This window comes from Sporolactobacillus terrae (genome assembly GCF_019930545.1).
Lineage (GTDB): Bacteria > Bacillota > Bacilli > Bacillales > Sporolactobacillaceae > Sporolactobacillus > Sporolactobacillus terrae.
The window spans coordinates 1953980-1974443 of sequence record NZ_CP082837.1 but is presented as its reverse complement, the minus strand read 5'-3'; the positions used below and the strand labels follow the sequence as shown (position 1 = coordinate 1974443).

The window sequence follows — 20464 nt, the reverse complement described above, 5'->3', positions numbered from 1 at the left end:
GTTTGATTTAGTGTTGACATACCAATTTGGATTCCATGAGATTAATGGACAATAAAATCATAATGCTATTACGCGATAAGCCCTTTGTGGTCTATCAGATCTTTATAATGCTAGAAGGTTTGGAGGAAAGCAAGGAAGATAATTTCACGCATGCAATCTTATTCCCCATATCTTCTGACTTTCCGCAAGAAAGAAAATTATTTTTAGAGCAATTTTTTGAAAGAGTAGAATTAGATTATAAAATGGGGCTGTTGACTTTAGAAAATTTGAAGAGCAGTGTTGTTAAAAGCTTAAAATCGTTATATACAACAAAGCGCTTGCCTAAAGCTTTTCATTTTTTCTATGAATGGTTTTTTGTGAAAAAAACAATTAATGAACTAAAGCGCGATGTACCCTCGTTGGATTTATTCATGAATCAAGTGAAAAACGCTTATTGGATCATCGAAAAGGAATTTCAAAACTTAGATAAAAATGAGATTTGTACGAGCATCCCTATATCATTCCCCATGACAAAAGAATGGGATGACTTTATTCATTTTATTTTTGATCCGTATTTTGCAAAGGTGCAAGTTGATGAAGACCATCATCCAGATGGATTGATCACGCATCTTATTGATTTATCGATGCCCTTTGGGGAAAAGAAACAGGTGCATATTGAGGATTTATTCTAAAGTGATTTCCAAATGTTTAACATGGAAATTAATGGCAGACGCCAAAAAAGCCATGTCTTTTTAATAGGGCATGGTTTATAGCGTGCCTGATTTTCAGTGGTTATACGTACTAAAAACGGAAGTGTCCGCTCAATCTCTTTCTTATCTCATCATACGTAACCGCCACATTGATTTGTTACAGCGGATATTTTCAGCTGATGATGGCGTGTATGACTTGTTAATCTTTCTAAGCGGTCACGGCGTGCATTTTATTGTATCAACCTGTTCTGTCCCATCCCTTCAGCTTATGCACGAATGGTTAATGCGTCATCTATGATCGGGTAAACGAATCGGTACTTATTGCAGCTGCTTGGCTTCTTAGAGGTGTGTTATTTCGGTCCTGTAAGGGCAGAAATCATCACGGCCTCAAAATCCCTGCAGAAGCTACCAGAAACCCTCTGAGGAGCTAATAGAAGTTGGACTGAATCCAAGGGAATAGGGTAAAGAGAAATCTTAATTCTGAAGCAGTCTGGCCCATGTAACGAGAGCGGACTGGTTTATTTATTTATTGAAGTCGGGTATACTGTAAGGGTTGTGTTTTTTTATAAAATAAATTATAAAAAACACTTGCTTTTTGATTCGATTGGTGATAATATTTTAAAAGTCGGCGGCGAGATATTCCGACACTTGTTATTTTGGCCCGTTCGTCAAGTGGTTAAGACACCACCCTTTCACGGTGGGTTCATGGGTTCGAATCCCGTACGGGTCATTATTTACTTGATTTTATATGAGCTATGTGATAAAATAAATTGGTGTTTTTGATGGCTTGTACAAATCAATATGGAGGATTAGCTCAGCTGGGAGAGCATCTGCCTTACAAGCAGAGGGTCATAGGTTCGATCCCTATATCCTCCACCATATCATCGCGGGGTGGAGCAGTCTGGTAGCTCGTCGGGCTCATAACCCGAAGGTCGTAGGTTCAAATCCTGCCCCCGCAATTGTGGATCCGTGGTGTAGGGGTTAACATGCCTGCCTGTCACGCAGGAGATCGTCGGTTCAAATCCGATCGGATCCGCCATTATTTTTATTTTACTTATATAAGATCTGTAATGCATGAACTCTTGTTTTTACATAATGGCTCGATAGCTCAGTCGGTAGAGCAGAGGACTGAAAATCCTCGTGTCGGTGGTTCGATTCCGCCTCGAGCCACCATTTGTTCGTGCCGATCTAGCTCAATTGGTAGAGCAACTGACTTGTAATCAGTAGGTTGGGGGTTCAAGTCCTCTGATCGGCACCATTTATATTTTAATCAATAGATGCCAAAATCTATTCCTTAATCTTTTATTATTATGGAGGGATAGCGAAGAGGCTAAACGCGACGGACTGTAAATCCGTTCCCTACGGGTTCGAAGGTTCGAATCCTTCTCCCTCCATTTACATAGTATAGGGGTATAGTTTAAAGGTAGAACAGAGGTCTCCAAAACCTCCAGTGTGGGTTCAATTCCTACTACCCCTGCTTTAATTATTATGGCGGTTATGGTGAAGTGGTTAACACACCGGATTGTGGTTCCGGCATGCGTGGGTTCGATCCCCACTAACCGCCCCATTTATTGGCCCATAGCCAAGCGGTAAGGCAACGGTTTTTGGTGCCGTCATGCGCTGGTTCGAATCCAGCTGGGCCAGTTTTATATATGCGGAAGTAGTTCAGTGATAGAACATCACCTTGCCATGGTGGGGGTCGCGGGTTTGAATCCCGTCTTCCGCTCCAATATAATTTTATAGTATGGCGGCATAGCCAAGCGGTAAGGCACGGGTCTGCAAAACCCTTATCCCCGGTTCGATTCCGGGTGTCGCCTCCATAATTACTTAATTTTTCTGCCATTATTATTGTATTGTGCCGGTGTGGCGGAATTGGCAGACGCGCACGACTCAAAATCGTGTTCCTTCGGGAGTGTCGGTTCGACCCCGACCACCGGTATTACTTAACTCTCATTGCAAAGGGCTTTCTAGGTTATCCTAGGAAGTCTTTTTGTTTTACATAGGGGGTATTTTATTGGCGGTGGGGTGAATAGGACAAGGGACGCTTTCTTCAACTCATTGGAAGGTCAATGGAATGGGGACGGGATTCATGTTGATCTGGGAACCCTTGTTCATGTTGTTTGTTTCCCTAAATGTCATGAGAGAAAACGTTTGACGCACAGACTGGATGCCATGAATTGATTCATGACCGGAGCAGTCGCAGTTCGGAGTACAGACGGAAATGTTTTGGAGCCTGCCGTTCTGCTGGTACTCAACGGGGCGGTCGATCAAATGAATGTTTATTTTTAGAATCTGCGCTGACGCGAAAGGAATTCAAAGTAGCCGTTATTCGACAAGAGCGGCGAATCCATTTTTCAATGGTACGTGCCTAACGCAAGTTTAGCCTCATAAAGAATCATTACATGATCCGCTGCTTGACTTAATTATGAGACTGGGGCACTGCTTAAATAGCTAAAACAATTTCGGAGCTTCTTTGCAAAATTCAAGGGTGGTTCAATTGATTGAGCGTGCACATACAGGAGATTCGGTTGTGTGAAGATCCAGTGATTATGCAGTGCGCTTAGGATCAGTCCGTTCTGGGTCAGTGCCCAGGTGAAATTTGGTACTTCTTCTTCAAGAAGGGTGATTTCAGCTAGATTAATTGCATTGCCGGAAGCATCAAGCGATTCAAAGGTTATACCAGCGGGAACAATGCTTGAACTTTTTTTACCTTGAATCGTTACATTGAATGAACGGTGGAGCGAAACGGAACAAACCCCATTTTCATACCTAGATTGCGCGTTAAATACGGCTGCAAATTGTTTGCAAATCATTTCTGCATCGGCCATATGGGTCACCTCGCCATGCCTAAAGATATGCGAGGGGTAGAGAGAAATAGAACAAAGAAACGGGATGGCTAACTTCCGAACTCACTTTATGCCAGCCACTTTATAAAAATCCGTTTTTATGGTTGGGCGGTGAGAATACTAAGTGAAAGGAATAGCGTTTAGTAAAGGGTGAGGCTCCATAAATTACTTGAAAATTGCTGTGGAATTGATGCTTGGTTTTACAGCGCTATTAGCCATTACAAAAGTTCTGGGAAAAGTATCATTGCGAAAAATCAGCACTTTTGAATTTATTTCAATTATCGTTCTTGGTGAGTTTATAGGAAATGCGCTTTATGAACCGGCTATTGGTATCGGCTCCATATTGTTTGCTGTCATGCTGTGGGGCTCATGATCTATATAATGGAATGGTGCACGTTGAGGTTTCGAAAGAAAAGGAATTTTCTCGAGGGAAAGTCGTCGTTAGTTATCCGAAATGGCCATATAGACAAAAGAATATCTTTTTCAATCCAAGAGGTTGCCTATGCAATGCTTGAAACCGATGGATCGATCAGTGTTTTAAAAAAATATCGCTACAGTAAATTAACCAATCGTGACTTTAATCAATTGATAATTATAGATGGAACATTGGATAAAGCGAATCTGAAACGTGCAGGATTGAGCGAAGAATGGCTGCGCTGCGAGCTGCGAAAGCGACATGTACCAAAGATTAAAAATGTTTTTTTCTGTGAATGGAATAAGAATGAAGGATTATTTATTGAAAAAATGTAAACGAGGGGTGTCTCAAAAGTCAATTGACTTTTGAGACACCCTTAAAAAACGTCTATTTTGGATTAAGCATAACGATGTGAGACTCCTGCGGAGTGCAGTATAAATCCAACACCCTTTTGGGTCGGGCCTCTTTTATTTGTCTTGAATCTGAGTGATTAAAGGTTTGTAAGGATTTAGTTCACGATTGAAGTGCCTAACTCTTAAGCACCAATAATCTTCAATGACAATGTATTTCTTATTCTTAAACTCAATGATGTCTCCTTTCTGATGGTTCTGACGCTCCGTTTGGATTTGCAGGGTAGCATTGAGATACCATGCTGATTGATTGAGAAACTGAACGACGTACATGTTACGAATCATCCATAAAACCTCCTAATAAGATATGAATTGCGATAAATCTCAACTCGGAGGATTATTTTACCAGTAAGTTGTGATTTACAGTATAGAAGATGATACAGAGCGTCAATTGAAGACTGAGCCAAACGCCGTGATATAAGATAAGCGGTCCACGCCGTATCATAAATCATAACGCTAAAAAGAAGAGCTGAACGTTATTTTTACATTTAGATTAAACTTAATGAATAGCTGTTTCGAAAGATATGAATCGTGCTAAACTAAGCAATTGTGAGGCAATGATAAAGTGAAAATTCCATTATAGTTTCTTTACTATGTATAAAATTGCTTAAGGGATGAAAGGTGATTTTTCATGGCAACGACCAAGCGGCGGATCACATGGGTGGATATAGCAAAGGCGCTGGGAATCATTGCGGTCGTGTTCGGGCATGCCATTGATTCTGAGCGCGACATACGTTCGTTTGATCTCGTCTATGATGCCATTTATTGGTGGCATATGCCGCTATTTTTCATTATCGGAGGTTTCTTTTTGAAACCGATTTCTCATAGTTGGGAAGCGGTGCGTCAATTCTGGGCGCGTCGCTGTAAGCCATTAGTGGTGTCCTATTTTCTAATGGGAAGTCTATTAATCGTGCTCAGCCATTTCGTCCGTAATCAGGACTGGTCGTACACTGCTTTCTATTTTGTTCGCCTGCTTTATGGTGGACGAACCCTTAACCATTATTTAAGTATTTTTTGGTTCATTAATGTTTATATTCTCACGCTGATTGTTGTGGTTCTTTTAATTTCTTATGTACGTTCGGTTGTCTTGCAATGGGTGATCAGCTTGATGATGTTCGCCATGGGTACAATTCATCAGCAACCAGCGTTCCTAGGGCATCCCTATTTTCCGTGGGATGCACAGGATGTATTGCTGACCACGACTTATATGCTGGCCGGATACTACGGATTTAGATTGCTTCATTCCCTATCGCATAAATATCTGTTGTTACTAGCCATCGGCGTCTTTTCTATGTTTCTCATTCACGATCAATTGACTCAGAAAATCAATTTCACTTTATACTTGAAATCGGACAGCTTAAATCATACCGGACTGGCTTTAATTGCTCCGCTCATTTTATGCTTGGGGGTTATCTTAATTTCACAAATCATGAGTGAACTTAAATGGTTTCATTGGCTTGTGCTTTGGGGGCAGCATACGGTGCTGATTATGTTCTGGCATCGCGCACTTTTTGACTTGCCGGAGCTATTGGGGCTCCCTGATCATTGGTTATTAAAATGCCTCATGGGCTTATTCATCCCTATTTTAGTCATGATGGTATGGAAACAATTCAGACATTTTCTGATTCATCATAGTCCAAAACAGTTTGCAAGCAGCTGAGACGGAGGGTCCACTCTGATAGATGAAGGTTCAACATGCATCCGCGTTACGTGATTATTGTGATGCCGTCAGTGTTCATGCACTGGCGGATTTTTTTGCTTTCGTTCTTAAACACTTCAAATCTATGAAGAAAGACCTATTCATAATTGGAAAATTATACCGATAGTGAAGGTGATGGGAAATATAGGGAGGAATTGCTGTGTTAGATGCAGAGTATTCAATTGATGTGCAACATCAAACAAAAGAAGTCACGATTGTTGTTCGTGGAAGTTTTCAAGAGAAAGATGCGGAGTATTTTGTCAATGACTATCAGGAAAAAATCGGCTCAATTCCTGCTAAAGACTTCGATCTCGTCGTTGACAGCAAGTCTCTAGTCGTTGTTTCACAAAAGATTCTGCCATTGCTTGAGGAATGCTACAAAATGTATAAGGCTAGCGGATTTAAACGTGTCAAATTTATTGCGAGCAGTGTGACCGTCGGTATGCAGCTGAAGCGCATTGCCAAGAAGACTGAACTGGATAACGCAGAAGTAGAAGTGATTTCTCAATAAGATCACGAGACACTTGTTTATTCTTATGACCATAGCGTTTTTTCTTTGGGGGAATGTTATTTGAAAATAACGATTCGTTCGGTTGGTGCCTATCACCCGAAAACAAGCGTAACCAATGCATTTTTTCTCAAGCACTTCCAAGATCAGGGCAAGGACATTGACCATTTTTTGAAACATATGGGCCGGAAAAGCCGCTATATGATTCAGAATGAGACAGAGAACGGTTTGACGATGGGAATTGAAGCAGCTAAGGATGCTTTAAAACGCGCGAAGCTCAGTGGTGAAGCGATGGATATGATCGTGTTTTCAACGCAGGTGCCGGAATACACGTTCCCAACCAATGCCACTTTTGTTCATCATGCCATTCATGCTTCTTCACGAACAATCATTATGGATTCAAATGCGAATTGTGGGGGAATGACGGTAGCGGTCGATCATGCATGTCGGTATATGCTGGCCAATCCTAGTGTGAATCAAACGTTGGTTGTTGGATCCGACTACAACACGTTGGTTTGTGACCCAAACGACGAAGTCACCTATGCGAATTATGGTGATGCAGCTTGCGCGGTTATTTTAGAAAAAACAGAAGGCGAATCCGGGTTTCTGGGGTCCAGCTATTACTCGGAAACATTAGAAAATAAAGACAAGATCATTTTTCCATCCGTTGGATTGTCGCAAGCCTTACGAAAAGGAGAAAATAACCGTTATCTGAAATGGATTCCTTTTGATGGCGGCTGCGCGCTTCCGCCTGCTTACCAGAACATTCAAGAACTTTTGGATGTAGAGCACCTGCAGCCAACAGATGTAAAGGCCTATTGCTTGTCCCAATTTTCACTTGCCAACATACTTGAAATTCAAAACCATTTCCACCTCGATGATGAACAAATCATTTACATAGGCGATCAATATGGTTATACAGGGACAAGCAGCCCGTTCCTCGCGCTTTATGAAGGCATTAAAGAGAAGCGCATTAACCGGGGCGATTATGTAATCTTTTGGACGGTTGGCGCAGGGTTTCAAACCATTGGCGTCCTCTTCAACTATTAAACGAAATGAGCAGCCGAGTAGTGTCTTACGGCTTTGGCTACTATTTTGGATAAAATGGATCTTCAGAGCGATACACTGAAGCTTCATGATGCGAACGATCCTAGCTGAACTCGAAAGCAAGGCCCAAGGCTATTTCTTTGACTCGGAAACAAAGACGCTTTATGTGAAAACGCTGGCTAAAAGTCACAGCAAACGCGTGATCCACTAAAAACTAAGTGATAGAAAAAGACAGAAATCCGCGCGCAATGCGCTGTGATTTCTGCCTTTTTTAGTTTCAAAAATGGAATGGCTGTCGTTTTGTGGAGGCTCATGGATCACTTAGAAAATGCAATGTCCAACCCCAAACCCCCTTTGCAGACGAGTTAATCCTGCAAAGGGGGTTTCGAAAGTTATTCGATTGATCAAAACATTTAACGGACGACAAGAACAGAGATGGTCGCGTATTTTGACATATATGCGGCTTGACTGCCGAAATGCTTGGCAATGCCTTTCTTATCTTCAGAACCGACAATCAATAGATCAGCGTCTGTATGCGGGATAATGTCTTTGACAATCGTTTCACCCGGTTCGCCTTCTGCAACGATTGCCTCAACCTTCTCAACACCGTAATCCAACGCGGTCTTTTTGTAAAGCTGAACATGTTTTTCAAGGTCTTCACGTTTGCCATGGATGAAGTCTTTATTCAGCGCTTGGTACACGTTCATCTCGTCTTTTTCCAAGATGGATACAATCGTCATTTTTAACTTATCTTTTTTCGCTCGATACATCGCATAGCGAAACGCTAATTGTGCATCGGCGGAATCATCGACACCAACTAATAGATGTGAGAAGTCTTCTTTCATTAATTACGCCTCCATGATGATCATAACGATGTGATAAACTGCCAGACAATCCGCAGATTCAGATAGGTCAGGACAATGGTACATAGCCAGGCAACCAGCGTTACCCACCGTTTATTCACGAATCGTTCGCCCATAATCTTTTTCGAACTGGTAAATAGGGTCAATGGAATCATTGAGATCGGCAACGCGACGGACAGAAAAACTTGTGAGTTGACAAGTAAGCGATCCATCGCGCTCTCTTCGCCATGGTAAATAATTGTGCAGGCCAGAACCGGGATGACGGAGATCAGACGTGTAATCAGACGGCGCGCCCACAACGGCATTTTCATGTGGATGTAGCCTTCCATGACGATCTGTCCGGTCAGTGTACCGGTAATGGTTGAGTTTTGACCGGAGGCAAGCAGTGCAACGGCAAACAAGATACTTAAGACCGGGCTCGCGACAGCGCCGGCCAATTGATTGTTCTGCAAAGCATTGAAAAGAGAAGTAAACGTGCCAAGACCTTCTCCATGTCCGAAGAAGAGTGCCGCACCAAGAACGAGCAGCAGGCAATTAATAATGAATGCACCGGATAATTGAATATTTGAGTCCCATGTTGCAAACTTAACGGCTCTTGCAACCTCATTTTCATTGTCATGATTAATGTTACGTGACTGTGCGATCGAGGAGTGCAGGTAAAGGTTATGCGGCATGACCGTCGCGCCGACAATACCGAGTGCCATGGTTAATTGACCGGTATGCAGAATTTCGGGTTTCGGTACAAACCCGGCAAACATTGCCGCAATGTTAGGATTAGAAATGATCACTTCATAGAGGAAGACAAGTAAGATAACGGAAATTAAAGTAATGACAATCGCTTCAATTTTTCTGAAGCCGAGTTTCGTTAGCAAAAGCAGGAGAAGTACGTCGAGTATGGTCAGTGAAACACCGACGACAAGCGGGATGTGAAACAACAACTGAAGGGCAATCGCACCACCAATGACTTCAGCAATATCGGTGGCACAGATAGCCGCCTCGGTGGTAATCCATAGAATCACGCCAAGTGCCTTCCCTGTATGGGCACGGGTGGCTTGAGCCAAATCCATTCGCGTGACAATACCCAGTTTAGCAGCCATGTACTGCAGCAGCATCGCAATCAAACTCGAAATCAGGATAACGGAAATAAGCAGGTAACCATATTGTGCACCGCCGCCAATCGATGTCACCCAGTTTCCAGGATCCATGTAGCCGACAGCTACCAGGGCACCGGGACCGGAGAATGCTGCCAGTGTCCGCCAGAAACTGCCGTTTTTCGGAACGGCTACCGTACTGTTAATTTCCTCAAGGCTTGGTCCATTTGCATACTTAATCAATTTATGCGGCTTATGCTGCTTTGTTTTTTTCATCGCATGTTCCAGTTCAGTCATTCGTTCACACCCCTCATAAATTTTTTGAAATCTGCCCATCAGCCATTCGGCTGCGCGTGGCGAGACCCCGATTATTTTTCCTGCAACTTCTGTCAAAAGAAATTATGGTCACGGTAAAAATTCAATACAACGCGCGTGATTCTTATCATGAACATAAGCTCTTTCGCACCAGAAAACATGAACGGTTTAAGTGATCAATCGATCAGCTCCTCTCTTGCGTAGATGAACCTGTGTTTCTGTTAAGAATTAAAGTTTACATAGGGAAACTTTAATTCACCCATACAATATACATCCGTTTTCTTTAATACGCAACCCTGATTTATCATTATTTTATGCCTTGCGAGACTAGGGTGAAAATATTTTCGGATGGGGGAGGGAGGGCTTAAGGCAAGGGGGGAACACTTTGACAGCAGCGACGATTTTTTTTGTTGAAATGATGGGAGCAGAGATCTTTATTGGGCGGCATGCAAAATTGTTATCAACCTGAAGTTATCATACCTAATGGTGCGAACGGTGAGGCGAGGGTGAAAATTACAGATCAAAAAGCTGCTGTTTAGCGACTCAATTATGGACTTGTGACTTGTTCATGGCAGCTTGACAGCGTTGGCGTCATGCAATTTTAAGCATGTCAGTCAGTTAATTCCGGTCTGTGTTCTATAGAATTTTCCGATTGAAGCAGCAGTGGGCAAAAATAATCCTATCGAGCAGTATTTCAAAGAAACGAACATACATTCCATGATATCATTACGGACAGGCAATAGATGATGCATATGAGCGGATGCGGTGACACCCTTGTGAAAGGGGGTGCGGCCAATGACAGTATTTGAAGCGATGACACTTATGATTAGCTTTGGAGTGCTTATCTTGATGCTGTCAGACAGAAAAAATAATCCGCCTCATATGCTTCTGCAGGAGCTGAGACGGATTACCGTAAATAAGTAATTCAGTTATAGGCACTGCATCCGCTCTACGCGGATATTGCCATGCCGTCAGTGTTCATAGCACTGGCGGATTTATTTTGCCTTGATCTAATATTATTATACACAGTTCGCGCGATTTAATGCAATGCATTAACACCATTAATCCAGGACAGATTCAATCAGAAATTCCGGTTGAAGCGGCAGCGAACAGAAACAAACGGTTATAGTCCTAAAAAAAGATTGACAAAATAACTGACCACTTGAAGAACCGAGCATAGATCCTACGCTATAATTACAGACAGGCAATAGATGATGCATATGAGCGGATGTGGTGACACCCTTGTGAAAGGGGGCGTGGCCAATGACAGTATTGAAGCGATGACACTTATGATTAGCTTTGGAGTGCTTATCTTGATGCTGTCAGACAGAAAGAAATGATCCACCTCATATGCTTCTGCAGGAGCTGAGACGGATCGTAGTAAAATACGCAATGTTGATGAAGCACTGCATCCGCTCTACGCGGATATTGTCATCCTGTCAGTGTTCACAGCACTGGCGATTTATTTTGCCTTGATCTAATATTATTATACACAGTGCGCGCGATTTAATGCAATGCATTAACACCATTAATCCAGGACAGTGTTCAATCGGAAATTCCAGTTGAAGCGGCAGCAAACAGAACAAACGGTTATCGTCCTAAAAAAAGAATGACATAATAATTGCCCACGTGAATAATCGAACGTACATTCCATGATATACTTACGGACAGGCAATAGATGATGCATATGAGCGGATGAGGTGACACCCTTGTGAAAGGGGGTGCGACCAATGACAGTATTTCAAGCGACACTTATGATTCGTTTTGGCGTGCTTATCTTGATGCTGTCAGACAGAAAAAAATAGTCCGCCTCATATGCTACTCACGATAGCTTGATAGACGGATCATTTGTTAAAATGTGAAGTTAATTAATTGCATCGCTCCGCTCTACGCGGATATTGCCATGCCGTCAGTGTTCGAAGCACTGGCGGATTTATTTTGCCTTGATTTAACATTATTATACACAGTTTGTGCGATTTAATGCAATCATTCGAAAGGTGAATTTAATGTTGAAATGATCCTTCATGAGAAAGTTGTTGCTGATCTAAAAACAATCAATAAAAGGAACGGAACAGTTTTCTTGCTGTCGGCTCCAGACGAATTAGAGAATGCATACCTAGTTGTTCTGAATAGTGTTGCAAAATCACTTGAAGGTAAGCTAATTGGCTATGCAAAAATCAAGCCGCGCGCCATGGAAGGGGATTTGGCTATGCTTGCAGAAATTCATCACAAGGCTGCAGAAAGTAACAGAAATCTTAAAAACCATTCAGTTTTACCTTGATTTTTAGAATTCCCATGTGATCGGCATTTGATCAACAGTTTTTCCTTATTCTATCGGCATTTTTGCAAATCATTCAATTTATTGAAGGGATTTTACCATTTATTGTCGAAATATAGTTCTTAAGATACATAACAATGCAGTTTATTTCCGATCATTTATTGAGGCGATGATGTTTCCAATGAAAATGTACGTTGGGATTACGGACTATGATTGGTATAAGACATTGAAACAGGCAAACTGTGATGAGGTAAACTTTTGGAAACCTGGCGGCCGTACAAATTTTAAAGCTTTAAATGAAGGCGATTTGTTTTTATTCAAGACGCACAGCCCGAGAAATTATATCGTTGGCGGCGGCTTTTTTTTGAAATTTTCGATCCTCCCATCGTCACTCGCGTGGGATGCATTTGACATCGCAAATGGTGCAAGCAGTTTGATGGAGCTTAATGATCGCGTTTATAAATACAAAAAGACAGATCGCTTTTCTGATCCCGATCCTCAGATTGGCTGCATCATTTTGTCCATGCCTTTTTATTTTGATGAAAAGGATTGGATTCCTCAACCAAACGATTGGAACAGTAATATCGTACAAGGTAAAACCTATAAAACTTCTGAACCGGCTGGCTTATCCTTATACGAGCACTTTCAGGATCGATTGAGAAACAGCGAAGCCATGCGGTCCGGTCAAGTTAACGAAGATCCATTGGCTAACCGTTATGGCAAGGAGCGATTAATGAAACCACGAATTGGTCAAGGAGCATTTAAAGTCTTGATTGCTGATGCCGATCATAGAAGGTGTGCCATAACCGGTGAAAAAACGCTGCCGGTACTCGAGGCTGCTCATATCAAACCATACAGCATGAACGGGCCTCATGAGATCAAGAATGGTTTGCTGCTGAGAAGTGATTTCCATACCTTATTTGATCGAGGCTATATCACCATTGATAACACACTGAACTTAGAAGTCAGTCATCATATTAAAGAAGACTTTGGCAATGGCAAAGAGTATTATGCTTTTCACGGCAGTAAATTGACAGTATTACCCGAACGTGGCGATCAATTTCCGGAGCGGCATTATTTAGAATGGCATAATGAGAATGTGTATTTGGGGTAGCAAGAGGCTCAAATCATGTCAATTCGTTATGAAGGAATTCATATTATTTCGTCTCGCTCAATAAAAATATAAAACGAATTGATTTAGGGGGGCTGAGTGTGGATCTCATTAGTAAAAAGGAGTTATTAAAGGAATTTGAAGTGGAAGCCAGTTTTTATAATATGAGAGTTGGTGACAGGGTATTTGCGTGTAGAAATCAAGCTAGAATAAAACGAATTAGTTTCTCAAGTAACAAGCTTGATGCCATTTTTATTCTTTGCAACCCAGGTTCATGTGATCCTTTAATGAAAGAAATGGTTCCTGTATTAGATCCGAGAAGAGAAGTAGTCCCATTTATTAAGGCTAATTCAGATCCGACTCAGGAACAAATTATGAGATTAATGAAAATAGAGCAATGGAATTTAATATCGATCATTAACCTTTCTGACTTGTGTTCGGGTAATTTAAAAGATTTCAAAAACAAGTTACGGGATGCACTCAGTAATACATTTACCTATCATTCTATTTTTTCTAAAGAACGAGAGAATGAATTGAAAAAATTGTTACAATACAACTCGAATGTCGAAGTCATTGCCGGGTAGGGCACTGATCCTTCTATAAAAAATATGGCTAATGAAGTATTTCAGCACAAGTTAATTAACAACATCAAAGGTTGGAAACACAAAACGCATCCATTTTTCTATCATCCCAATCCGAAAATTTTCGACAGTAAAAAAGAATGGATTGACCGAACGCTTCAATCAATCGGTGGGAACATTTAACGGAGATCCAATTGTTTAAACACGTACCTATTGATTATCTGCAATTGCTGTTATTTCGATGGATCGCTGCAAATATAATGTTTAAAACAGGACAACACCTAAGTTTGTAACCATCTCTGAGTGTCAGTGTGTGTTATCCCGATTTGTTCGCCAGTGATTTGGAAACAGAATTGAATAAGAAAGGAGCAATTAATCAGGATTATAAAAAAGTATGAAAAAACACAAATAAAGTATTGTAATTACTCTTTTGTAAGGCGTATAATAAATACATCGAGGAAAGGAGGAAAAGAAAAAAATGATTTAAGTGAATAAATTTTTTTACAATAAGCAACCCCAACATCTGTGAGTTGGGCAATTTTTTAAAATCGTTGTATAAAAGTAATTAGAATACTTTAAAAAGTACTGGAGGAATTAACAGTGGAAACTGAAGAAAAGCTGAACTTACTATGGCAGGGTGCAAATGTTGTGAGAGGGTCAATGGAAATATCACAAATCGTAGAGACTGAATCAATTATTCTGACACATATGTACATTGAAGCAAATGGTGAATTAGCTGATCAAATGCCAAAGGAATTATTGTGGTCAAACATCACACGTGGAGGTGGAAGTTTCAAAGATAAAATTAATAATGCATCAGTTACTGTGGAAAAAACATTTTCCTTCTTAAAGGATGTATTTAAAAACATCAAAGTACCCGACCAGGTTGATGATAATAGCCTTTACCAATTAATCAATACTTTTCAACCATTAAACACATTAAACGTAAATGAATTTGCTGAACTATTTGAGACACTGCTGTATAAGTTTGGAGAAGCTGAAGGAAGGCGTGGAGGTGAGAATCTCACACCGTTGTCCATCGCGAAACTACTACCACAGTTATTGGATATTAGAAGCGGCGATGTCAACGATGGGGCAGCAGGAATTAATCAATTTTTGATCGAAGCAAATCGCTATGCTGAAGAGAATGGTGGACATGTAAATCTCTATGGGCAGGAAATCAATGCAAGAACATGGGCGCTTGGAAAAATCTATTTATTCATGAGTGGATTGACGAATGCTACTGTAACGCTCGGCGATACTTTATTGAATCCACCTTTGATCAAAGACGGCGTTATTCAAAAATTTGATTATGTGCTAATGGATCCGCCATATTCAATGCGCTGGAACCCTGAACAACTTACAGATGAGAATTTGGGACGATTTAATTATGGTTTGCCAAGTAAATCAAAATCTGATATGGCTTTTATTTCTCATGTTGTAGCCTCCCTTAAGGAAAAAGGAAAGACTGCTGTAATTTTGCCACTTGGTGTACTTTTCAGAGGTGGAGCGGATAGAAAAATTCGAGAAGGGATAATCCGCGATGATATAATTGAGGGTGTTATCGGGTTACCTGCGAATTTGTTATATGCTACCTCGATACCTGTGGTCATCCTGATTTTTAATAAAAACAAACCAAAAGAAAGAAAAGATAAAATCCTGTTGATTGATGCAAGCAAGGAATATACGCCAGGCAAAGGACAAAACATTCTAGAGGAAAAACATATTGATAAAATCGTGAAGATGTTCCGATCTGGTGAAGAAAACGAAGAGAACTGCCGTTTTGTTTCGATAAAAGAAGTTCTAGGTAATGATGCAGATCTATCGATATCTAGATATTTTACTGTTAATGAGGTACAAGGAAAATTCGGTCAGGTAAAAGTAGATCTTGAGAAATTTGAAGAATCATCTATACCGAAAAAAGATCTTTATGAAGTCGCAGAAACATTCAGAGGAATGAATACACCTTCTCTTTCAAAGGTGACAAGTACAAAAGGTGGATATTCAGTCATCCAACTTGTCGATGTGCAAGCTGGAGAAATAAAGCTGGATCAATTAAATCTAATGCCGATTGAGGACCCATCCAAAATTCAAAACTATTTGGTTCAAGAGGGCGATGTCATTGTCTCGAATCGCGGGAGTGTCATTAAGATTGCTGTAGTACCGAAGATTAACAAAAAAATTATTCTCAGTCATAACTTTCACGCGATCCGCCCAAAAAAAGGAATGAATTCTTTGTTCATTAAAGCCTATTTAGAGAGCCCCGTTGGCCAGTCATATCTTGAATCCATGCAGAAGGGAACAGCAATTAAGGTACTTGGATTAAAAGAATTCAATTATTTGAAGTTACCAGTGCTATCCGCTGAGCAACAGGAAGTAATTGGTGAAAAAGCAGATAAAGCTGAGAAAGAATACAGAGAAGCAATAAATAAAGCAACTGAAAAGCAAAAGAAGGAGTATGAGGAATGCTATAAAAAAATGGGAATCAGTGCAGCTGTATCTGAAAGTTAATGAAGAAAGTGGATTTGTTTCTTCCATATTAAAAGAAAAATATACTCCAAAATCTGCTAAAATAAAGATATGCTAACGTGACTTTGGTAGTAAATCATAGGTTTTAAAGAATTGACATTCAACTGTTCAAGGATAGGTAAGAATTCATCAGATTTGACCGTGAAATATAGCAGTTTTGAAGAATTACTCGGCTAAAAGAAACTTTGTGAATAGGTTATGAATCAATACGTGTGCTAGATTATATCTGAATTATACACAGGATAGATGTTTGTGTGCTTGAACTGAAAAAATAGAAAATTAATGGGTGATATGAAATGATTACATCAGAAGAAATGAAACGTAGATTATGGGATGGGGCAAATGAACTACGTGGTTCAATGGATGCCAGCCGCTATAAAGATTATATGCTTGGGTTAATGTTCTACAAGTTTTTGAGTGATAAGACTTTAGAAACATTTAAATTGACCAGCGGGTTAGGCGAAATTAATGACTCCGGATTGGTTGAGGAATACACAAAGGCAAAAGCAGAATACGGCGAACAACTAGAGAAGATGATTAAAAATGTACTTGGTTATTATGTTTTGCCGGAGTATCTCTATCAGACTTGGTTAAAAGATATCAATTCAGGAGATTTTGAAGTTCAAAAGATAACGGATAGCTTGAATAACTTCGAGCGTACGATTGCCGTTTCTGGTGATTCGGATGACTTCAAAGGATTGTTCTCAAGTTCAACTCTTGATTTAACGGATACTGCTTTAGGAAGCAACTTAAACGAACGGAGCAAAAATGTTAAGGCACTGATTTTGCTGTTTGCTGACTTGAACATGGTGGCACTGCAAAAAGGTGACGTATTGGGTGATGCGTATGAGTACCTCATCGGTCAGTTTGCGATGGAATCAGGAAAAAAAGCAGGAGAATTCTATACACCACGACAAGTCAGTGAAGTCATGGCACAAATTGTAGCGAGAACGTCAGAGGTCAAGTCAATCTATGACCCGACTGTTGGTTCTGGTTCGCTACTTTTAACGGTTGGAAAGCATTTAGATGAAGATGCACAAAAGAATTTGAGCTATTACGGGCAAGAAAAGAATACAGCAACCTATAATTTAACGCGTATGAATTTGCTCCTTCATGATGTTCGTCCTGAGAAGATGACTATTAGAAACGGCGATTCACTTTCTCAAGACTGGCCAGAAGATCCAGAACGTCCAAATGAAGGCGTACAATTTGATGCAGTGGTGATGAACCCACCATACTCTGTAAAAAATTGGAATAAATCAGGGTTAAAAGTCAGCGACCCTCGTTTTGAAGTTGCTGGGGTGTTGCCACCTGACTCTAAAGGAGATTTCGCTTTCCTTTTACATGGATTATTCCACTTAGGTCAAAACGGTACGATGGCGATTGTCTTGCCTCACGGTGTGCTATTCCGTGGCTCAGCTGAAGGCGCCATTCGTGAACGATTGCTTAAGAAAAATTACATAGATACGATTATTGGCTTACCGGATCACTTGTTTACCAATACGGGTATTCCAGTTGTTGTGATGATTTTGAAGAAGAACCGAAAAATCGATGAACCTGTCTTAATCATTGACGCGTCGCGCGGCTTTATTAAAATTGGAAAACAAAACGTCTTGCAAGAAAAAGACATCGCTAAAATTGTCGATACGCACGTTGAACGTAGGGAAGAAGAAGGCTATAGCCACTTAGCGACACGTGAAGAGATTATCGAAAATCAATACAACATGAACATTCCTCGCTATATTGAGGCACTTAGCGAAGAGATTCCTCAGGATGTAGATGCTCACCTGCTCGGTGGAATTCCGCAAAAGAACATTGACGACTTGAAGGTTTTGCAGTCTACAGCACCAGATGTTTTGAAACAATCCTTGAAAAAAATCCGTGACGGTTATGTTGAACTTGTGAAACCCGTTGAGGAAATATCTGATGATATATTGAGTGACGCGCGCATTGCCCAAAAAACAAAAGAAATCGAAAGCAATACAAAAGCCTATATGGATAAATACTGGGACATTTTACGAAATGCAGACAACAGCAGTAGTTTGACTCAGTTGATGAATGACATGCTTGTTGAAATCAAGGAGATTCTTTCAGCGTTCAAATATATTGATGTTTATGACGGCTATCAGGTTGTGGCTGAGATTTGGAAAAATGCGCTGACCCATGATACGGAGATCATTGCGTTAAGTGATTTCTATACCGCAGGACGCACGCGTGAGCCCAATATGGTCACGAAAGGATCAGGTAATAAAAAACGTGAAGAGCAAGACGGTTGGGTTGGCAGGATCGTGCCGAATGAGTTGATTGCGAAACGTTTATACAGTCATGACATAGAAGAAATTGAATCAAAGAAAACTCGCATTCAAGAGATTGAAAATGAGCTGTCAGACTTGGTCAGCGCTGCGAATGTTGAAGACAGTGATGAAGAAAATGCTTTAGGCGAAACCTTGAATAAGTCTGGTGAGGCTTTTGAAAGCAAAAAAGTCAAAGCTGAGTTGAAGAAACCGGGTAAGGGAACGGTTGAACATAACCTACTGAAAAAAGTTGAAAAATTATTAGCGGATAAATCTGCGCTTAGCAGAGCCGTGAGAGCGGATGAAAAAGCGCTCAATGAATCCGTGCAAGAACGTATCTTAACTTTGACAAACGAAGAAATCGACCGTTTGATGCACGAAAAATGGTTCGGTAGCATGTTGGACGCTATGTTTGATTTGGTATGGAAACCGCTGAAAGCAGAGTTGAACACGCTGCAACTATTGCACAATCGTTATGCCGATACCTTATCAGCAATTGATGAAGAGATTCAAGACTCGGAATCATCGCTTGAAGCATTGATGCGTGACCTGGTGGTGAGATCATGACAGAACAAACAAACTTAGTGCCAAAAAGACGATTTAAGGAATTTCAAAACACTAACACTAGTGCTTGGGAACAGCGAGAGTTCTCTGAGCTAGTCACAAGAGTGTCTATATCCAGCGAAGAAGATGAGTTGCCACGTATTGAATACGAGGATGTTGTTTCTGGTCAAGGTGTATTGAACAAAGACATCATCGCAAAGGAAAGCGAAAAAAAAGGTATCGAATTTGTAGCTGGTGATACTTTGTTTGGAAAGTTGCGTCCGTATCTTCAAAACTGGTTGTTGCCCGACTTTAAGGGGATTGCAGTAGGTGATTGGTGGGTTTTACGTCCAAATGGGATGGACAGTAAATTCATTTACAATCTAATTCAATGCAGCAAATATCAAACAGTTGCTAATCTATCAACTGGTACAAAAATGCCACGTTCAGATTGGAAAATTGTGTCTACAACAGAGTTTGCAGTACCTACCGATAAAGCAGAACAAGCTAAAATCGGAGAACTTTTCAGTACCTTAGATCATCTCATCACCCTTCATCAGCGTAAGTTAGAAAAGATGAAAGCACTAAAATCTGCATACCTTTCTGAAATGTTTCCCGTTGAAGGTGAGCGTGAACCAAAACGCAGATTTGCAGGATTTACTGGCGCTTGGGAACAGCGGAAGTTGGGGGAAATAGGTAAAACACAGTCAGGAATTGGTTTTCCAGATATTGAGCAAGGTGGAAAAGATGGCGTTCCATTTTTCAAGGTCTCTGATATGAATAACAACGGGAACGAATATGAAATGTTAAATGCAAATAACTATGTTAGTGTTGAACAAATAAGACGAAAAAGTTGGAAGCCTATTGAAACAGTACCTGCCGCAATATTTGCAAAAGTAGGGGCTGCGATAATGCTTAATAGAAAACGCTTGGTACGCAATCCATTCCTAATTGATAATAATACAATGGCTTATATTTTTGATGAATCATGGGATGTTGATTTTGGTAGAATCTTATTTGAAACAATTTACTTGCCTAGATTTGCGCAGGTTGGTGCGTTACCATCATACAATGGTTCAGATGTTGAAGGTATCAAAATTTTTGTTCCGACATTGGATGAACAGAAAAAAATTGGTATTTTTTTCAAAGAACTCGATAATACTATCGCCCTTCATCAGCGTAAGTTAGAAAAACTACAAAATCTAAAAAAAGCATATCTAAATGAGATGTTTGTTTAGGGGGAGG

At 40.6% G+C, this 20464-nt stretch carries 17 protein-coding genes and 13 tRNA genes; 26 read left to right on the top strand and 4 right to left on the bottom strand.

Annotated features, from left to right (window positions below):
• The first annotated feature begins 44 nt into the window (after positions 1-44).
• The 14 genes from K7399_RS09390 to K7399_RS09325 all read left to right on the top strand — a co-directional run bounded on the left by K7399_RS09390 (position 45) and on the right by K7399_RS09325 (position 2628).
• Entirely contained in the window at positions 45-671 is a 627-nt protein-coding gene (locus K7399_RS09390; RefSeq protein ID WP_028975698.1) for a hypothetical protein, read from the top strand.
• Positions 672-1347: 676 nt separating this feature from the next.
• Positions 1348-1419, top strand: a tRNA-Glu gene (locus K7399_RS09385).
• A gap of 73 nt (positions 1420-1492) precedes the next feature.
• Positions 1493-1568: transfer RNA gene (locus tag K7399_RS09380), tRNA-Val, on the top strand.
• 6 nt (positions 1569-1574) lie between these two features.
• A tRNA-Met gene (locus K7399_RS09375) sits at positions 1575-1648 on the top strand.
• A 4-nt stretch (positions 1649-1652) separates the two neighbouring features.
• Positions 1653-1728, top strand: a tRNA-Asp gene (locus tag K7399_RS09370).
• 58 nt (positions 1729-1786) lie between these two features.
• Positions 1787-1862: transfer RNA gene (locus K7399_RS09365), tRNA-Phe, on the top strand.
• 9 nt (positions 1863-1871) lie between these two features.
• Positions 1872-1947, top strand: a tRNA-Thr gene (locus K7399_RS09360).
• A gap of 54 nt (positions 1948-2001) precedes the next feature.
• Positions 2002-2083 (top strand) — tRNA-Tyr (locus K7399_RS09355).
• Between the two features lie 12 nt (positions 2084-2095).
• A tRNA-Trp gene (locus K7399_RS09350) sits at positions 2096-2166 on the top strand.
• Between the two features lie 14 nt (positions 2167-2180).
• Positions 2181-2256, top strand: a tRNA-His gene (locus K7399_RS09345).
• Positions 2257-2261: 5 nt separating this feature from the next.
• Positions 2262-2333 (top strand) — tRNA-Gln (locus K7399_RS09340).
• A 10-nt stretch (positions 2334-2343) separates the two neighbouring features.
• Positions 2344-2418 (top strand) — tRNA-Gly (locus tag K7399_RS09335).
• 17 nt (positions 2419-2435) lie between these two features.
• Positions 2436-2509, top strand: a tRNA-Cys gene (locus K7399_RS09330).
• Between the two features lie 37 nt (positions 2510-2546).
• Positions 2547-2628, top strand: a tRNA-Leu gene (locus tag K7399_RS09325).
• 484 nt (positions 2629-3112) lie between these two features.
• Here K7399_RS09325 and K7399_RS09320 read toward each other — a convergent pair.
• On the bottom strand, positions 3113-3517 hold the full coding sequence (locus tag K7399_RS09320) for a DUF1259 domain-containing protein (protein WP_028975697.1): 405 nt from the start codon (positions 3515-3517) through the stop codon (positions 3113-3115).
• A gap of 187 nt (positions 3518-3704) precedes the next feature.
• Between K7399_RS09320 and K7399_RS09315 the strand changes: the two genes are divergently transcribed.
• Positions 3705-3908, top strand: coding sequence for a DUF421 domain-containing protein (locus K7399_RS09315; protein WP_051575080.1), 204 nt, complete (start codon positions 3705-3707; stop codon positions 3906-3908).
• A gap of 134 nt (positions 3909-4042) precedes the next feature.
• Positions 4043-4285: a YetF domain-containing protein gene (locus K7399_RS09310; protein WP_051577727.1), complete on the top strand. Its 243-nt coding sequence runs from the start codon at positions 4043-4045 to the stop codon at positions 4283-4285.
• Between the two features lie 132 nt (positions 4286-4417).
• Here K7399_RS09310 and K7399_RS09305 read toward each other — a convergent pair whose 3' ends face one another.
• Entirely contained in the window at positions 4418-4645 is a 228-nt protein-coding gene (locus K7399_RS09305) for a hypothetical protein (RefSeq protein ID WP_028975696.1), read from the bottom strand.
• 346 nt (positions 4646-4991) lie between these two features.
• Between K7399_RS09305 and K7399_RS09300 the strand changes: the two genes are divergently transcribed.
• The 3 genes from K7399_RS09300 (at position 4992) to K7399_RS09290 (ending at position 7617) form a co-directional block, all read left to right on the top strand.
• Positions 4992-6020, top strand: coding sequence for an acyltransferase family protein (locus tag K7399_RS09300; protein WP_028975695.1), 1029 nt, complete (start codon positions 4992-4994; stop codon positions 6018-6020).
• 199 nt (positions 6021-6219) lie between these two features.
• Complete coding sequence (locus tag K7399_RS09295; RefSeq protein ID WP_051577725.1) at positions 6220-6570, top strand: hypothetical protein; 351 nt, start codon at positions 6220-6222, stop codon at positions 6568-6570.
• Positions 6571-6630: 60 nt separating this feature from the next.
• Positions 6631-7617 carry a 3-oxoacyl-[acyl-carrier-protein] synthase III C-terminal domain-containing protein gene (locus K7399_RS09290; protein WP_028975693.1) on the top strand — a complete coding sequence of 329 codons (987 nt, stop codon included), beginning with the start codon at positions 6631-6633 and terminating at the stop codon, positions 7615-7617.
• Between the two features lie 410 nt (positions 7618-8027).
• Here the strand turns inward: K7399_RS09290 and K7399_RS09285 are convergent, their stop codons facing one another.
• Together K7399_RS09285 and K7399_RS09280 are read right to left on the bottom strand one after the other, a co-directional pair.
• A complete protein-coding gene (locus tag K7399_RS09285; RefSeq protein WP_010027051.1) occupies positions 8028-8459 on the bottom strand; it encodes a universal stress protein in 432 nt (143 codons plus the stop codon).
• A gap of 20 nt (positions 8460-8479) precedes the next feature.
• Positions 8480-9865 carry an Nramp family divalent metal transporter gene (locus K7399_RS09280; protein ID WP_414625723.1) on the bottom strand — a complete coding sequence of 462 codons (1386 nt, stop codon included), beginning with the start codon at positions 9863-9865 and terminating at the stop codon, positions 8480-8482.
• Between the two features lie 813 nt (positions 9866-10678).
• Between K7399_RS09280 and K7399_RS09275 the strand changes: the two genes are divergently transcribed.
• The 7 genes from K7399_RS09275 to K7399_RS09245 all read left to right on the top strand — a co-directional run bounded on the left by K7399_RS09275 (position 10679) and on the right by K7399_RS09245 (position 20457).
• Entirely contained in the window at positions 10679-10807 is a 129-nt protein-coding gene (locus tag K7399_RS09275; RefSeq protein ID WP_223362286.1) for a putative holin-like toxin, read from the top strand.
• Positions 10808-11897: 1090 nt separating this feature from the next.
• Positions 11898-12164 carry a hypothetical protein gene (locus K7399_RS09270; RefSeq protein ID WP_128166947.1) on the top strand — a complete coding sequence of 89 codons (267 nt, stop codon included), beginning with the start codon at positions 11898-11900 and terminating at the stop codon, positions 12162-12164.
• 178 nt (positions 12165-12342) lie between these two features.
• Positions 12343-13275, top strand: a complete 933-nt coding sequence (locus K7399_RS09265) for an HNH endonuclease (RefSeq protein ID WP_223362285.1) — start codon at positions 12343-12345, stop codon at positions 13273-13275.
• Between the two features lie 98 nt (positions 13276-13373).
• On the top strand, positions 13374-13856 hold the full coding sequence (locus K7399_RS09260; RefSeq protein WP_128166945.1) for a hypothetical protein: 483 nt from the start codon (positions 13374-13376) through the stop codon (positions 13854-13856).
• 597 nt (positions 13857-14453) lie between these two features.
• Positions 14454-16364 carry an N-6 DNA methylase gene (locus tag K7399_RS09255; RefSeq protein WP_128166943.1) on the top strand — a complete coding sequence of 637 codons (1911 nt, stop codon included), beginning with the start codon at positions 14454-14456 and terminating at the stop codon, positions 16362-16364.
• A gap of 314 nt (positions 16365-16678) precedes the next feature.
• Positions 16679-19243: a type I restriction-modification system subunit M gene (locus K7399_RS09250; RefSeq protein WP_128166941.1), complete on the top strand. Its 2565-nt coding sequence runs from the start codon at positions 16679-16681 to the stop codon at positions 19241-19243.
• The gene (locus K7399_RS09245; RefSeq protein WP_128166939.1) at positions 19240-20457 is read left to right on the top strand and encodes a restriction endonuclease subunit S; all 1218 of its coding nucleotides are present in this window, start codon (positions 19240-19242) and stop codon (positions 20455-20457) included. The genes K7399_RS09250 and K7399_RS09245 overlap by 4 nt, the downstream gene beginning before the upstream one ends.
• Positions 20458-20464 lie beyond the last annotated feature (7 nt).

Bases quoted from the DNA above. Each gene is read 5' to 3' on its own strand.
- K7399_RS09390 (WP_028975698.1), top strand. From the start codon at position 45: ATGGACAATAAAATCATAATGCTATTACGCGATAAGCCCTTTGTGGTC.
- K7399_RS09320 (WP_028975697.1), bottom strand. From the start codon at position 3,517: ATGGCCGATGCAGAAATGATTTGCAAACAATTTGCAGCCGTATTTAAC.
- K7399_RS09310 (WP_051577727.1), top strand. From the start codon at position 4,043: ATGCTTGAAACCGATGGATCGATCAGTGTTTTAAAAAAATATCGCTAC.
- K7399_RS09305 (WP_028975696.1), bottom strand. From the start codon at position 4,645: ATGATTCGTAACATGTACGTCGTTCAGTTTCTCAATCAATCAGCATGG.
- K7399_RS09300 (WP_028975695.1), top strand. From the start codon at position 4,992: ATGGCAACGACCAAGCGGCGGATCACATGGGTGGATATAGCAAAGGCG.
- K7399_RS09285 (WP_010027051.1), bottom strand. From the start codon at position 8,459: ATGAAAGAAGACTTCTCACATCTATTAGTTGGTGTCGATGATTCCGCC.
- K7399_RS09280 (WP_414625723.1), bottom strand. From the start codon at position 9,865: ATGACTGAACTGGAACATGCGATGAAAAAAACAAAGCAGCATAAGCCG.
- K7399_RS09275 (WP_223362286.1), top strand. From the start codon at position 10,679: ATGACAGTATTTGAAGCGATGACACTTATGATTAGCTTTGGAGTGCTT.
- K7399_RS09270 (WP_128166947.1), top strand. From the start codon at position 11,898: ATGATCCTTCATGAGAAAGTTGTTGCTGATCTAAAAACAATCAATAAA.
- K7399_RS09265 (WP_223362285.1), top strand. From the start codon at position 12,343: ATGAAAATGTACGTTGGGATTACGGACTATGATTGGTATAAGACATTG.
- K7399_RS09250 (WP_128166941.1), top strand. From the start codon at position 16,679: ATGATTACATCAGAAGAAATGAAACGTAGATTATGGGATGGGGCAAAT.
- K7399_RS09245 (WP_128166939.1), top strand. From the start codon at position 19,240: ATGACAGAACAAACAAACTTAGTGCCAAAAAGACGATTTAAGGAATTT.